The organism is Zhongshania aliphaticivorans (assembly GCF_902705855.1).
GTDB classification, from domain to species: Bacteria; Pseudomonadota; Gammaproteobacteria; order Pseudomonadales; family Spongiibacteraceae; genus Spongiibacter; species Spongiibacter aliphaticivorans_B.
The window spans coordinates 202991-217270 of record NZ_CACSIJ010000016.1; the positions used below are offsets into that span (position 1 = coordinate 202991).

Annotated in this window: 16 protein-coding genes; 2 read left to right on the plus strand and 14 right to left on the minus strand. The window is 48.8% G+C overall.

Annotation, left to right across the window (positions count from 1 at the left end; all coding sequences use genetic code 11):
* Positions 1-274: 274 nt before the first annotated feature.
* The 14 genes from GVJ32_RS16695 to GVJ32_RS16760 all read right to left on the minus strand — a co-directional run bounded on the left by GVJ32_RS16695 (position 275) and on the right by GVJ32_RS16760 (position 12950).
* Positions 275-1180: a hypothetical protein gene (locus GVJ32_RS16695; RefSeq protein WP_235035182.1), complete on the minus strand. Its 906-nt coding sequence runs from the start codon at positions 1178-1180 to the stop codon at positions 275-277.
* Positions 1181-1239: 59 nt separating this feature from the next.
* Positions 1240-1935: an urea ABC transporter ATP-binding subunit UrtE gene (urtE, locus tag GVJ32_RS16700; RefSeq protein ID WP_159241214.1), complete on the minus strand. Its 696-nt coding sequence runs from the start codon at positions 1933-1935 to the stop codon at positions 1240-1242.
* 1 nt (position 1936) lies between these two features.
* Entirely contained in the window at positions 1937-2716 is a 780-nt protein-coding gene (gene urtD, locus GVJ32_RS16705; protein WP_200841458.1) for an urea ABC transporter ATP-binding protein UrtD, read from the minus strand.
* Positions 2713-3873, minus strand: a complete 1161-nt coding sequence (gene urtC / locus GVJ32_RS16710; protein ID WP_159241215.1) for an urea ABC transporter permease subunit UrtC — start codon at positions 3871-3873, stop codon at positions 2713-2715. The genes urtD and urtC overlap by 4 nt, the downstream gene beginning before the upstream one ends.
* A gap of 6 nt (positions 3874-3879) precedes the next feature.
* A complete protein-coding gene (gene urtB / locus GVJ32_RS16715) occupies positions 3880-5532 on the minus strand; it encodes an urea ABC transporter permease subunit UrtB (protein ID WP_159241216.1) in 1653 nt (550 codons plus the stop codon).
* 91 nt (positions 5533-5623) lie between these two features.
* Positions 5624-6940 carry an urea ABC transporter substrate-binding protein gene (gene urtA, locus GVJ32_RS16720; protein WP_200841459.1) on the minus strand — a complete coding sequence of 439 codons (1317 nt, stop codon included), beginning with the start codon at positions 6938-6940 and terminating at the stop codon, positions 5624-5626.
* Positions 6941-7192: 252 nt separating this feature from the next.
* Positions 7193-7813 (minus strand): urease accessory protein UreH, encoded by a 621-nt coding sequence (locus GVJ32_RS16725; protein ID WP_159241217.1) that lies wholly within the window; start codon positions 7811-7813, stop codon positions 7193-7195.
* A 26-nt stretch (positions 7814-7839) separates the two neighbouring features.
* Positions 7840-8451 (minus strand): urease accessory protein UreG, encoded by a 612-nt coding sequence (gene ureG, locus GVJ32_RS16730; RefSeq protein WP_159241218.1) that lies wholly within the window; start codon positions 8449-8451, stop codon positions 7840-7842.
* A gap of 50 nt (positions 8452-8501) precedes the next feature.
* Positions 8502-9170 carry an urease accessory protein UreF gene (locus GVJ32_RS16735; protein ID WP_159241219.1) on the minus strand — a complete coding sequence of 223 codons (669 nt, stop codon included), beginning with the start codon at positions 9168-9170 and terminating at the stop codon, positions 8502-8504.
* Positions 9163-9642, minus strand: a complete 480-nt coding sequence (gene ureE / locus GVJ32_RS16740; RefSeq protein ID WP_159241220.1) for an urease accessory protein UreE — start codon at positions 9640-9642, stop codon at positions 9163-9165. The genes GVJ32_RS16735 and ureE overlap by 8 nt, the downstream gene beginning before the upstream one ends.
* 26 nt (positions 9643-9668) lie before the next feature.
* A complete protein-coding gene (gene ureC / locus GVJ32_RS16745) occupies positions 9669-11372 on the minus strand; it encodes an urease subunit alpha (protein WP_159241221.1) in 1704 nt (567 codons plus the stop codon).
* Positions 11369-11701, minus strand: a complete 333-nt coding sequence (locus GVJ32_RS16750; protein WP_159241222.1) for an urease subunit beta — start codon at positions 11699-11701, stop codon at positions 11369-11371. The genes ureC and GVJ32_RS16750 overlap by 4 nt, the downstream gene beginning before the upstream one ends.
* 36 nt (positions 11702-11737) lie before the next feature.
* Positions 11738-12040, minus strand: a complete 303-nt coding sequence (gene ureA / locus GVJ32_RS16755; RefSeq protein ID WP_123181467.1) for an urease subunit gamma — start codon at positions 12038-12040, stop codon at positions 11738-11740.
* Between the two features lie 40 nt (positions 12041-12080).
* Positions 12081-12950: an urease accessory protein UreD gene (locus GVJ32_RS16760; RefSeq protein ID WP_159241223.1), complete on the minus strand. Its 870-nt coding sequence runs from the start codon at positions 12948-12950 to the stop codon at positions 12081-12083.
* A gap of 333 nt (positions 12951-13283) precedes the next feature.
* On the opposite strand from GVJ32_RS16760, the gene GVJ32_RS16765 reads away from it, so the two are divergent.
* Positions 13284-13547 (plus strand): accessory factor UbiK family protein, encoded by a 264-nt coding sequence (locus GVJ32_RS16765; RefSeq protein ID WP_159241224.1) that lies wholly within the window; start codon positions 13284-13286, stop codon positions 13545-13547.
* Between the two features lie 283 nt (positions 13548-13830).
* On the plus strand, positions 13831-14223 hold the full coding sequence (locus GVJ32_RS16770) for a hypothetical protein (RefSeq protein ID WP_159241225.1): 393 nt from the start codon (positions 13831-13833) through the stop codon (positions 14221-14223).
* Positions 14224-14280 lie beyond the last annotated feature (57 nt).

Genomic DNA, 14280 nt, shown 5'->3' on the forward strand with positions numbered 1-14280 from the left:
TGCGGGTATATGCGTGAATTAGACTCAGTCTTGAAAACGCTGTAAAGCAGGCTCACGACCAATTATTGTTTGCACGCGACATAAATACGCTCACTAAATCTAATCACAATAGTTTAATGGCCGTCAATTTTCTAGCAAAAACCGCCGCCCAGAAAGAATAGATATTTAGGCGGGAGGGCCGACTATTTCAAATGGGCAATAGCCAAAAACAAGAAACCCCAGAAAACTGGGGCTCTTGTACCAAATTGACGCTAATTAGACGGCGGCGCTAAAACTACTCTGCGCCCTTTTCATCTAATTTTTCCACTCGCGCACGAAGATGCTCAATTTGGCGCTGTAGCTCTGAAATCATTGCTGCGGAAGACTTGGCTTCAACCGGCTGCTCTGAGGACAAAATTAACTGATCAAGCAATTTACGCCCAGGGTTTCCAGCAGAACCAGCCAAACCAGGGCTGCCAGCTAAACCACCGTCACTGCCAGCTACCCAAGCGCGATTACCCGTCAAACTTCTCTTATGCACAAAACGGCCACTCGTTCCTGCGCCGCCAGATCCAGCGTCACCGCCGTTGCCACCAGCACCACCTTCATTACTAATAAGAATACGCTGAATCAGATCATCACCAGAAACACCTTTGGCAAGCACTTTATACAAAACAGTAACGTCACCGCCTCGGCCACCTTCACCGCCTTCGCCACCGTCACCGCCGTTACCAGTAAAGTCTCCGTCACACGCTGCGCCGGCGTCTGCACCGTCACCACCTGCACCGCCATCTCCGCCGTCACCACCATTAGCCAATATCTGCATATCGCCTAGTGATTCAATACCGAGTTGTAGGCGAATCTCTACGCCGTCGCTGCCACCACCACCGTGTTCACCTGCCATACCGTCTGAACATGTAGAGGCATTCTCACCCGCTTCACCCGCCGCTCCTGCACTGCCACTACCCTCGATGACAACGCCATTGCCAATATAGGTATGCCTAGCCTGTACGCGCCAACCGGCTACAGCAGAAGAGAAGGTAATGCGGGCGCCATCGCCAATACGGAGGTTTTCGAGCACAAGCTCTTGTTGATCAATACCGACAATATAGGTTTTACCGGCGGGAATGCTGAGACTGGCTGCCAGCCCCGCTAGCGGGGTCAACGCTAGCGCTAATATGGCAAGGTACTTCATGAACATTTTTTTCCTTATACTAGTGCGTAAGAAAGACAAAACTCGCGCTAGTATAAACCCTGAGCTTACACCGTCATATGGCGACGTACGTCTTCTTCGATCATTTCATCACCGCGACCCGATAAGATAACTTCACCACGATCCATAACCGCATAGTTATCGGCAAGCGCCCGCGCAAAATCAAAATATTGCTCAACCAACACAATCGCCATTTCACCCTGCTGGCGCAGAATGGTAATCACATTTTGAATGTCTTTAATAATCGACGGCTGGATACCTTCAGTAGGTTCGTCGAGCACGAGTAAGCGTGGCCGGGTAATTAAGGCCCGTGCAATCGCTAGCTGCTGCTGCTGGCCACCGGATAAATCACCACCCCGTCGCCGCAACATACTTTTTAAAACCGGGAATAAATCAAAAATTTCCGGACTAATACTGCGCTGGCTGCGCTTAAGCGGCGCGTAGCCGGTATACAGATTTTCTTGCACCGTAAGCTGAGAAAATACTTCGCGGCCCTGTGGCACATAGGCGATTCCCGCCCGCGCTCGATCCGCTGGCCCCATCGCGCTAATGTCTTTATCTTCCCACATAATACTGCCACCACGAATGGGATGACGACCGGCGATTGCCCGTGCCAAGCTCGACTTACCGACACCATTGCGACCGAGAATACAGGTGACTTTACCTTTCTCTCCAACAATATCTACTTTTCTCAAGGCCTGACTAGCACCGTAGTAAAGATCAATTTCATTTACGACCAACATATCAACGCCCCAAATACACTTCGATAACACGCGGATTAGCAGACACCACCTCAAGCCGCCCTTCGGCCAGCACGCCGCCTTCGTGGAGTACCGTCACTTTGCTATCCAGTGCTTTAATAAAATCCATATCGTGCTCGACCACCACCACGGTATGGTCTTTATTTATTTCTTTTAACAAGGCAGCCGTTTCCATGGTTTCATGGTCGGTCATACCCGCCGCGGGCTCATCTACCAGCAATAACTCTGGCCCCTGCACAATCAACATACCAATTTCTAACCATTGCTTTTGGCCGTGAGAAAGGCTGCCAGCTAAATCATTTGTTTTGGCTTTTAAGCCAACTAACTTAATCACCTCGTCGATTTTGTCTGCCTGCTCGCTGCTCAATTTATGCAGCAGCGCGCGCAGCACACTACGAGTACCCGCCAAGGCAAGCTCGACGTTTTCCCACACCGTTAGCGTTTCAATTACCGTCGGCTTTTGAAATTTGCGACCGATGCCAAGATTGGCGATATCCGCTTCGTCATATTGAGTGAGATCAATACTGTCTCTAAATCTAACCTCACCGGAGTCAGGCCGTGTTTTGCCGGTAATAATATCCATCATCGTACTTTTACCCGCACCATTGGGGCCGATAATCGCACGCAGCTCACCCGGATAAATATCCAAAGATAAATTATTTATCGCCTTAAAACCGTCAAAGCTTTTCGTTACACCATTGAGGTACAACATGCTTTGCATTTCCGCACTGTGAAAACCCGGGCTTTTTACCACTGCACTCATGACTGCGCTCCCTGTTCTGGGGTCGATGTAGCATTGCGCTCCGCACGTCGCTCACGCAGTTGATTAACCACGCCAACAATGCCTTTCGGTAAATACAAAGTACTGATCACAAACAAGGCGCCGAGCATAAACAACCACACCTCAGGGAAGGCACCCGTGAAATAAGTTTTTGCATAGTTCACCGCTACCGCGCCAATAACAGCACCAAATAAAGTGCCACGACCACCAATAGCAACCCAAATAACAATTTCTATTGAGTTAATCGGGCCAAATTCACCGGGATTAATAATGCCAACCTGCGGCACATATAAAGCGCCCGCAATACCCGCAAGCATCGCCGACACCACAAACACAAATAATTTAAAATGTTCGACGCGATAGCCCATAAAACGCGTTCGACTTTCTGCATCGCGAATAGCGACCAAGACCCGACCATATTTGCTGCTGACGATTGCCCGACACAAAATATAAGCTAAGGCAACGCTTAGGGCAGACAAGGCAAACAAGACACAGCGGGTGACATCAGACTGTAAACTAAAACCTAGAATATCTTTGAAATCCGTTAGGCCATTATTGCCGCCAAAGCCCATATCGTTTCGGAAGAAAGCGAGCAACAAAGCGTAAGTCATAGCTTGAGTGATAATCGACAAATACACGCCCGTTACTCGCGAGCGGAAAGCTAACCAACCAAACACAAACGCTAACGCTGCCGGCACCAAGGCAACCATAAACATGGCAAAGAAAAAGCTATCAAAGCCATACCAATACCAGGGCAACTCAGTCCAGTTTAAAAACACCATAAAATCGGGAAGTTCAGCATTGCCGTAAACGCCTCGCTCACCGATCTGCCGCATTAAGTGCATGCCCATGGCGTAACCGCCCAAGGCAAAAAATGCACCGTGGCCCAAACTTAATATTCCGCAGTAACCCCACACTAAGTCTAAGGCAAGCGCCAACAAGGCATAGCACAGGTATTTACCCAGCAGCACAACAACATACGTGGGAATATGAAAAAAGCTGCCCGCAGGCATAAGTAAATTACACAGCGGCACCAGTATCATCGCCGCAAGTAAAACACCAATTAAGTAACGGCCAGCTTTATCTGCTAACAATAGCCTACCAATTGCGCTGCGCTCAAATATCGTTTTATTTATCATCGCTGATTAATCCTCTACCGAACGGCCCTTCAGAGCAAACAAGCCCCTTGGTCGCCACTGAATAAATAGAATGATGAAAACCAGCACGAATATTTTTGCCAGTACTGCACCCGCAAAAGGTTCTAAGAATTTATTGGCCACTCCCAGGCTCATCGCCGCAAAGAAAGTGCCGAATAAATTACCCACACCGCCGAATACCACCACCATAAACGAGTCAATAATGTATGACTGGCCAAGGTTGGGGCCGACGTTTGTTAACTGGCTCAGCGCCACCCCGGCAATACCGGCAATGCCCGAACCAAGACCAAAGGTGAGTGCATCTACCCAGCCAGTGCGAATACCCATCGAGTTTGCCATTGCGCGGTTTTGCGTTACTGCTCGCATCTGTAAACCGACAAAGGTTTTCTTTAATAAGAACACCAATAACAACAAGACAATGAGACTAAAAATAATGATGTATAGACGGTTGTAAGTAAGGGACAAAGCGCCGTTGATTTCCCAAGAACCACTCAGCCAACTTGGCGCGCTTACTGATTTATTTAGGGGAGAGAAAATACTGCGCACAGCCTGCTGCAGAATCAAACTCACGCCGAAGGTCGCGAGCAAGGTTTCTAAGGGACGGCCATATAAATGGCGAATAATACCGCGCTCAATGACAATACCCACTAAGCCCGACACAATGAATGCTGCGGGAATCGCGACGATAATTGAGTAGTCAATATAATTCGGCATGATTAATTGAATGACGTAGGTGGTGTATGCACCCAGCATCATCATTTCACCGTGGGCCATATTGATGACCCCCATTACCCCAAAGGTAATGGCCAAACCTACTGCGGTGAGCAGCAAGACCGATCCCAAGCTCAAGCCGAAAAATGCATTTTCTAATAATTTATAAATCTTCGCCTGACCGCGCATTTCACTCAATACTGCCGCGGAGGACTCTCTTACCAATTCATCTTTTTCTAAATAATTGCCATCACTGTCTTTTAATTGCATGGCCGCGAGTATCGACATCGCGTCGCTGTCTAAGGTGCCACGAAAGGCTTCAATGGCCTCAAGGCGCAACACCTGCTGATCTGACTTTAAATTGATCATCGCCATTGCGATGTTCAAAGATTCTAAAACCTTGTCATTGCTTTCTATAGCTTTAGCGCGCTCGATAGCCGCGAGAAATTCCGGTGCCGGACTGCGAATTAAATCCTTGGCCGCCGCTAGGCGTTCTGCAGCATCTTCACTGCGTATTGCTAATTCTGCCAATACCCCGCGCAAGACTGTGCGCAGCTCATTATTAATACTAATTTTCCTTACTTTTCGGCTTCCTACCACACCCAAATCTTCACCATTAACAACGGCGCTAATTTCGTAGCCATCGGGATGAGTCTTAGCATATACCAACTGCTCATCTGCCTTGGTGTAATACAAATCACCGTCTTGCATGGCCGTTAATACCCGCGTTCGCTGGGGTAAATTTGAGCCGGCAATAAGGTTAATGAGGTCTTTCTTATCTGATGTTGATTTTACCGACACCAGCTGATTCAACAGCAATGCGCTGTCAGCCTCGCTTTCTAAAGGCGTAATTTGCTCAGCTTGTACAATCTGTAATTGAAACAAAACAAGAAAGGAAAAAAGCGCCGAAAAAATATGATTGAGCTTCATTTAAACATCCATTTACGATCATTACTCCGTCACCTTGCGATGACGGAGTAGCGTTGATAAAAGCTTTTCGGCTGAAAAGCTTTTTATTGGACTAGTAGTTTTGACCTGAACACTTTTTAGTTTCAGTGTTGTAGTTACCACACATGATTTTCGGGTCTTGCCAGTCTGCTGTTAGCTTGGCACTTTCTGGTAAGAAGTCTGTCCACGCATCACCAGGAACAGCTGCTTCTGTCTGCCACACAATGTCAAACTGGCCATTCTCTTGAATCTCACCAATTAGCACTGGCTTGGTCAGGTGATGGTTAGGTAGCATCGTTGCAACGCCACCTGTTAAGTTCGGCACGCTAACGCCAATCAAAGCCGAAGAAACTTTATCAACATCGGTAGTTTTCGCTTTTTCTACCGCTTTCACCCACATATTAAAGCCAATGTAAGTTGCTTCCATTGGGTCGTTGGTAACGCGCTTTTCATCGCCAATGTAGGTAATCCACTTGTCGATAAACTCGTCGTTAACTTCAGCATCAGCGCTCATGAAGTAGTTCCATGCCGCAAGATGTCCGACCAGTGGGCCGGTATCAAAGCCACTTAGCTCTTCTTCACCTACCGAAAAAGCCACAACCGGAATATCTTCAGCAGACATACCTTGGTTAGCTAACTCTTTATAGAAAGGGACGTTAGCGTCGCCATTGATGGTCGATACCACCGCGGTTTTCTTACCTTGTGATCCGAATTTTTTAATGTCAGACACAATGGTTTGCCAATCGGAATGGCCGAAGGGCGTGTAGTTAATCATGATGTCTTTTTCTGGAACGCCTTTGCTTTTCAAATACGCTTCAAGAATTTTGTTGGTAGTACGGGGATAAACATAATCTGTGCCCGCCAATACCCAGCGTTTTACCGAGCCACCCGCTTCACTCATTAGGTAATCAACTGCTGGAATAGCTTGCTGATTGGGCGCGGCGCCGGTGTAGAAAACATTTTTAGAAGACTCTTCACCCTCATACTGAACGGGGTAAAACATTAAACCGTTTAGTTCTTCGATTACGGGTAATACCGATTTACGAGACACCGACGTCCAGCAACCAAAAATGACATCGACTTTATCTTTGTCTAATAACTCTTTGGCTTTCTCGGCAAACAGCGGCCAGTTAGACGCAGGGTCGACCACAACTGCTTCTAACTTCTTACCTAAAATTCCACCTTTTTTGTTTTGATCTTCAATCAGCATCAACACAGTGTCTTTCAATGTTGTTTCGCTAATTGCCATCGTGCCAGAAAGGGAATGTAGTACGCCGACTTTGATCGTGTCTGCGGCTTGTGCAATTGAGGCGCTTAATGACAGCGTCGCAGCCGCCAGCACAATGCTGCCCTGTTTGGCCAAAGTCTTAATAGATTTACGACTTTTCATGCTTAGCTCCATACTCATTTTTTTAATTATCGGCAATCAACATCACTGCGATTAACGAACCTTGGTAAATCTCCAAGCGGTATTAGCAGAATTGGTGCCAATCAATGTTTTAAGTGCCGGAAAGCAGGCGCTAGATGACGATCAGAAGGATATAGAGCGAAGATGGGGAAATTAATGCCTGTTCTATTCTTATATAAGTGCAACGCGGCGCACAACTATTGTGCGCCCGCACCAAAATAAACTTATTCGTAATTAATGTGAAAACAATAAAAATACACCGAGACCCGTGGCGAAGACACCCAAAGCAGATTGCAAGGACAACTGTAGCGCGCGATGGTAACGGCCCGCAGCATACAAACCGCGACGTAGCAGCGCGCCGACCCCCGCCATCGCCAGAATGAGCCCGGCGTTAAATAACAGGACGTGCAGCATTCCTAGTGCCGGACTCGCCATACCAGCAGCTGGAATGACCGCCAGCAAAGGCGCCGACCCTGCACTACCGTGGACCAAACCAACCAGTGTTGCGTTATAGCTATGCGGTCTACTACTGTGCACATTGTGCTGGTGCTGCCGCCATAAATGTATAAATGTCATCACCCCAATCGCGATTAGCATCCACGCGACAGCCGCCTCAGCGTAAGCACTAAAACCTGTTGGGATCGCGGTGCCAGCAACTAACACCATCGTGGCTACGGCAATTACCGCCAAGCCGTGCCCGAACCCCCAGTGCAAAGCAAAGCGAAGACTATGACGCCCGCCATCTTGACCACCAATGCCGCTAACAGCGGCAATATGATCTGCATCGAAAGCGTGTATTACACCCGCAGAAAAGCCCAGCACTAAAAAACTTAATAGCGGCAACATGTCGATCATCAGTCCTTACTCCTCTGTGAATCGCCTTAACGACCCAGCATTCCCTGCTCAACAATAAAGTTCACAATGTCAGCTACGCCGCTACCGTCTTTTAAATTACTAAAAATAAACGGTTTGTTGCCGCGCATTTTTTTGGCGTCTCTGTCCATCACCCCAAGATCTGCACCCACCAAGGGCGCCAAGTCGGTTTTGTTGATGATTAATAAATCTGAACGGGTAATGCCTGGGCCGCCTTTGCGGGGAATCTTGTCCCCCGCTGATACATCAATCACGTAGATAGTGAGGTCAGACAACTCAGGGCTAAAGGTCGCGGCCAGATTATCACCGCCGCTTTCAATCATAATGAGATCAAGGTCTGGGAAGCGGCCACTTAGCTCGGCCACTGCAGAAAGATTCATCGAGGCGTCTTCCCTAATCGCGGTATGTGGGCAACCGCCTGTTTCTACGCCGAGTATACGGTCTTGCGACAACACCTCGTGCCGCAAAAGAAATTCCGCATCTTCGCGGGTGTAAATATCATTGGTGATAACTGCAATATCAAAACGCTCGCGCAATTCTGCACATAAGGTTTTTACCAAGGCTGTTTTACCAGAACCAACAGGGCCACCAATACCTAGACGCAAGGCAGGCTTTTTCATAACTTAAACTCCAATTCTTTTTTAAAAATTTATTTTTACTCTCGCGCCTATTAAGAGCGGAATAATCTTGAATACTGGGTTTCGTGCTGCATAGATGCCATTGCTAAACCTGGCAAGCCCGCACCAATTTCATCGTCGCTACGTAAATAGGCATTCGCAACCGTCTGCTCTACACAGGGCATTAAGGCCATCAGCAAGCGCTGGCCATCGGTTTGCCCAAGAGGCACTAATTTAATCGCCGCCGCCGCTTGGTTCTCTAACCAGCTCCATGCAAAACCACTTAATGCGTCGTCATCACTTATTTCAAAATGCTGTGCAGCCAATGCAAAAACCGTGGCAAAACTCACTTCTTCATCCTGTGGCCATTGCAGCGCGTTCGGAAGCTCAAGTGACACTAATAATCGCAATAAGGCTTGCCCCATTTGCACGTCTTCTAATAACAACTCACGGGACTCCCGCGCTGCCTGCAGGGTCTGATTCCAATGTTTAATCTCGCCCCAATCGCTCTGCTGCCACGCCTTCAATAAACGCAGCAATACCGGCAAATCTAAACCGCCGACGCTATGGCTCAACACCTCGCCAATCCAATCCTCGGCGCCCGCTCTACCATTAACCCAGCCCTTTTCTACAGCGTATTCCAAGCCCTGCGAGTAAGCGTAAGCACCCACCGGCAACGCCGGACTCACCATTTGCATTAAATGCAATAAGGGCCTAGCCATGATGATGGTCGTGCTCGGCATGACTGTGGGAATGGGAGTGACCGTGATGCCCGCCGCTATTATGGTAAGCGCCATTTTCTGGATGAAAGCTTTTGTCGGTGATCAGAACCGTAAGACCAAGACCGCGCAGCATATCGTCTAGAACGTGGTCGTGTTGGTAGCGCAATTCACCGGCGTCGATTTGCAATGGCACGTGGCGATTACCCAAATGATAGGCTGCCTTTGCCAGTAGCAGAGGATCGTCGCTGCGCACTTCTGATACGGTTTCTTCTGCTGCAATAATTACTATTTTTTCGCCGCTATTGGCGACTAAAATTTCGCCATCAGCTAGTACTTTGCCGCGCTCGACAAACCACGCAACTTCTAATCCGCAGAGGGTTTTTGCGCGGTAGCGACTGCGCTGGCGTTCCTGATAATTTAATACTAAGCGAATTTCACTCGCGCCCTCGCCCAGCTCATAACATTCCAACATATTAAATCCTTATTATTCCTGCACCGCTAAAACAAGCAATACAATTGCGCCAAGGGCAATTCGCTGGCGGGCTCACAAATCAATAATTGGCCGTCCGCCCGCACTTCATAGGTGTCGGGATCCACTTCCATCACGGGCTGATAATTATTTAAAACCATGTCGGCTTTAGTGACGTTCCGGCAATTTTTTACTGCGACTAGAGGCCGCCCTAAACCCAATCCCGATGCGATATCGGCATCTATCGCCGCCTGACTGACAAAGCTCACAGAGGTCTGCACGCAGGCTTTACCGAAGGCACCAAACATCATGCGGTAATGCACTGGCTGCGGTGTGGGAATTGATGCATTGGGGTCGCCCATTGGCGCCGCGGCAATCGCACCGCCCTTAATAATCATGGACGGTTTAATGCCGAAAAACGCCGGTTTCCACAGCACTAAATCCGCCAGCTTGCCCACTTCTATCGAGCCCACTTCATGAGAAATACCGTGGGTGATAGCGGGATTAATGGTGTATTTTGAAATATAACGACGGGCACGAAAGTTATCATTGCCGCTGCTGTCTTCTATGAGCGGGCCGCGCTGCACTTTCATTTTATGCGCGGTCTGCCATGTTCTACACACCACTTCACCGACGCGCCCCATGGCTTGGGAGTCTGACGAGATCATCGAAAACGCGCCTAAGTCGTGAAGAATATCTTCCGCCGCAATCGTCTCTTTTCGAATCCGCGAATCCGCAAACGCCACGTCTTCCGGAATATTTGGATCTAGATGATGACAGACCATCAACATATCCAAATGCTCATCCACCGTATTCACGGTGTAGGGCCGTGTTGGATTAGTCGACGACGGTAATACATTAGCCGAGCCACAGGCTTTAATAATATCCGGCGCGTGACCACCACCCGCACCCTCGGTGTGGTAGGTGTGAATGGTACGGCCTTTAAATGCGGCTATGGTGTCTTCGACAAAACCAGATTCGTTCAAGGTGTCGGTGTGGATCGCCACCTGCACATCGTATTTTTCAGCGACGCTCAAACAGCAATCGATTGAGGCGGGCGTGGTGCCCCAATCTTCGTGAAGTTTTAAGCCCATCGCACCGGCTTGTATTTGCTCTTCCAAGGCCCCCGGCAAACTCGCATTACCTTTGCCAAGAAAGCCCAAATTCATCGGGAAGCTTTCTGCAGCTTGTAGCATTTTGCCAATATGCCACGCGCCCGGTGTGCAGGTGGTGGCATTGGTTCCTGTTGCCGGGCCGGTGCCGCCGCCTAACATGGTCGTCACGCCGCTCATCAGTGCTTCTTCAATTTGCTGGGGGCAAATAAAGTGGATGTGGGCATCAATCGCACCCGCCGTTAGAATCTGGCCTTCGCCAGCGATGACTTCGGTACATGGTCCAATAATAATATCGATATTAGGCTGAATGTCGGGGTTACCGGCCTTGCCAATTGCCACAATGCGACCCGCTTTAATTGCTACATCTGCTTTCACCACCCCCCAGTGATCTAAAATCAGGGCATTGGTAATCACCGTATCTGGGGTAAATTCGCGGCCTAATTGGCTTTGGCCCATGCCGTCGCGAATCACTTTACCGCCGCCAAATTTTACTTCCTCACCATAGGTGGTGAAGTCTTTTTCTACTTCTATCCATAACTCGGTGTCGGCTAAACGAACCCGATCACCCACTGTGGGGCCGTACATGTCCGCATAGGCGCGGCGGTCAATTGTGGTCATGAGGTTGCTCCTGCCGCTGCCGCATCTAAGGCGCCCATCACATCGCCACGAAAACCATACACTTCACGTTTGCCCGCCAAAGCAACTAATTCAACTTCGCGGCTCTGCCCCGGCTCAAAGCGCACCGCCGTACCCGCTGCAATGTTTAATCGAAATCCACGGCTTGCTTGACGGTCAAATATTAGGGCCAGATTAGTCTCAAAAAAATGATAGTGAGAGCCAACTTGAATTGGCCGGTCGCCGCTATTAGCAACATCAATCGTTAATGTTTCGCGACCCTCATTCAGCACGATATCGCCCTGTGCAATTTGCATTTCACCTGGAATCATAAAGCCTCCATTCTTGCAGCCAAGCTGCTAAATTCGTCAAACGATTGGATTGTGCACGGTTACCAGCTTGGTGCCGTCGGGGAATGTAGCCTCTACCTGCACCTCGTGAATCATCTCGGCAACGCCATCCATCACATCATCTCGTCCTAGTATTTCACGGCCAGCACTCATCATTTCCGCCACCGTGCGCCCCTCACGTGCACCTTCCATTACCTCGGCAGAAATAAGCGCAATTGCCTCCGGATAATTCAGTTTTAGGCCCTTAGCCTTGCGGCGCTCTGCAAGTAGTGCAGCGGTAAAAATCAGTAATTTATCTTTGTCTCTCGGACTCAGTTCCATCGCCTTAACTTCCCGTATTTATTAATCTGGCAATTATTAATCAGGTATTCCAAATTCGTGGCGGACACGCGGCCCGTCCATTCAATAAAGGCCGCAATTGCGACCACAACCAAATAAATCCCTTGCGACACTGCTCGGGCGAATTACCTACATATCGTGCTAAGAAAATATCGCGTTTTTGTGACAGGCCCCACTCCGCTGGCAACCACCCTCGACTGGCAACCAGCTCGGCCAAACCTTCTCGCAAACTATCCATCCGATCTTGATCGCATTGCAGCGTAGCAAATAGGGTGCCGCTCACCGACATGCCATGCATTCCCCAGGGAGCATCCAGCATCTTACTTCCGCCCAGCCATTCCGTGCGCTCATGTAAAAGCGGGATGCCGTCGCGGCTAATCTCAATTTTTTGCAGGCAGCGGCCCTTGCTAAAGCCTTCACCACTGGCGCGACGCCCTAAGACCACAATGTCCCAAGCACACAGCGACGCATCCCCGTGCAAGTCAAAGCTGTTGCTTAATTCAGCCTCGGCGCCTTCATACACAATGGTTTCCTGCGGCAACCATTCAAGACAAGTACCAGCAAGAAGCGTTGCCGATATGCCCTGCGACTGCGTCGTCTTCGCCAAATCACTGCGATACACCTTGCCCGCCGATGGCGTGGTTAACAGCGCCTGCGCGCCATGACTTAAGCCTAATGCCACTCGCAAATCATCCCCTGGCACCATGCCGCCGGGGGGGTGTAATAAATAGAGATGACAGCAATCCCCTTCAGGATAAAAAGCGCGCTGCACCCGCAACGGCCCTTTATGCCTTGAGCGCACCAAATCTGTGCGACCAGCCCGCGCTTCAAACGTCAACTCAATCGACGCCCGCCACGACTTGCTAGACACCTCGTCTGGCGCCGGTATCACTGCTATATCCTTGCTTGAAAGCTGAGCCGTCAACGGCAAATCCTTATCTTTATGACATATTGAACACACACTAGACGGCGCATAAGCCGAGCTTAGACAGATGCAAAAGCAATATCTGGGCCATCGTTGTGCACAGAAAAAGCACACTGCGCCAAATCAGTTCTGGAATATGCGGAGCTCGCACCATTTGTAAGCAATATGCTAGATGGGAGACGGGAGATGCAAAAGCGGGCGACCCCGCGTCTCCCGTCTCCCATCAAGCATTCCGCCTGTGAAACCTCCCACGCGGCTTCAATAAACGCTACACTTAGCGCAATAGCGAGGTAACGACACATGGCAAAACCCGATTTTATTTCTCAGCTGGCGCAACAGGCCGGCAAGCTGATCAACAGCGGCCCAGAAATTCAGAGCGACATTGAAGAAAAAGTACAGGTTCTATTACAGGGTGGCTTTAGCCGCTTAAACATGGTTTCTCGAGATGAATTTGATGCCCAAGTGGCGGTACTAAACCGTACTCGCAGCAAACTCGAGGCGCTAGAAAAGCAACTTGCGGAACTCACCGCGCAGCTAGAAGGCCAAGGCGCCGACAAAAACTAAGCTAAAACTTCAGACATTTACGCAGCCTTCAAGGACGAAGACATGCCACTTGCTACTGTTTATAGCCGCGCCAAGCTCGGCGTGAATGCCCCACTGGTCAGCTAAATCTGAAATAATGCGTTTGTAGTAGGGGCTATTCCCAAGATTGCAAGACGTTGTTAAAGGATCATTTCTCAACTAGATTAGAAGTAATAAGACCTTCTGGATAATCGAATCCATCAAATTTGCAATTATTGCTATAGCTTACACGGAAGACTACTCAATTTAACGCAGGGATGCATGTATGTTAAAAAAATCATTGTTTATTATATTTACAATAATATTAACGGCTTGCGAAAGATCAGAACCAAATTTCGATACCCTCGGAGTGTATATACCCACCAACTCTGACTTCACACGGCTCGACCCCATATCTGGGGATGATGATTATTCTAAGATCATAACTATAGGCGATATCGAAAACAATAATATTACCTTCTATGCCTATGATCCTGATATCAAGTTAGACAGCCTAGTAGTTATACAGTCCACCTTGGATCTACGCAAAACCCAACCACTAAATCATCAGATAAAACCTCTCAGTAAAGACAGTACTTTTGCAATTGAAGCTCAGATTGTTGATCCAAACCTTCCACTGATTATCCTAAAAACAATTAGCACTGTTCTGGTTGAATGAACCGGACGCTTTAATAAGAGACAATAGCCGTCAATTATTGGAGTGTCATCATGGGAC

Coding starts and splice junctions, on each gene's coding strand:
- ureC (WP_159241221.1), bottom strand. CDS start 11,372: ATGACCACAATTGACCGCCGCGCCTATGCGGACATGTACGGCCCCACA.
- urtC (WP_159241215.1), bottom strand. CDS start 3,873: ATGATAAATAAAACGATATTTGAGCGCAGCGCAATTGGTAGGCTATTG.
- urtA (WP_200841459.1), bottom strand. CDS start 6,940: ATGAAAAGTCGTAAATCTATTAAGACTTTGGCCAAACAGGGCAGCATT.
- urtE (WP_159241214.1), bottom strand. CDS start 1,935: ATGTTGGTCGTAAATGAAATTGATCTTTACTACGGTGCTAGTCAGGCC.
- GVJ32_RS16725 (WP_159241217.1), bottom strand. CDS start 7,813: ATGATCGACATGTTGCCGCTATTAAGTTTTTTAGTGCTGGGCTTTTCT.
- urtD (WP_200841458.1), bottom strand. CDS start 2,716: ATGAGTGCAGTGGTAAAAAGCCCGGGTTTTCACAGTGCGGAAATGCAA.
- ureE (WP_159241220.1), bottom strand. CDS start 9,642: ATGTTGGAATGTTATGAGCTGGGCGAGGGCGCGAGTGAAATTCGCTTA.
- GVJ32_RS16770 (WP_159241225.1), top strand. CDS start 13,831: ATGTTAAAAAAATCATTGTTTATTATATTTACAATAATATTAACGGCT.
- GVJ32_RS16735 (WP_159241219.1), bottom strand. CDS start 9,170: ATGGCTAGGCCCTTATTGCATTTAATGCAAATGGTGAGTCCGGCGTTG.
- GVJ32_RS16765 (WP_159241224.1), top strand. CDS start 13,284: ATGGCAAAACCCGATTTTATTTCTCAGCTGGCGCAACAGGCCGGCAAG.
- ureA (WP_123181467.1), bottom strand. CDS start 12,040: ATGGAACTGAGTCCGAGAGACAAAGATAAATTACTGATTTTTACCGCT.
- GVJ32_RS16750 (WP_159241222.1), bottom strand. CDS start 11,701: ATGATTCCAGGTGAAATGCAAATTGCACAGGGCGATATCGTGCTGAAT.
- urtB (WP_159241216.1), bottom strand. CDS start 5,532: ATGAAGCTCAATCATATTTTTTCGGCGCTTTTTTCCTTTCTTGTTTTG.
- GVJ32_RS16695 (WP_235035182.1), bottom strand. CDS start 1,180: ATGTTCATGAAGTACCTTGCCATATTAGCGCTAGCGTTGACCCCGCTA.
- ureG (WP_159241218.1), bottom strand. CDS start 8,451: ATGAAAAAGCCTGCCTTGCGTCTAGGTATTGGTGGCCCTGTTGGTTCT.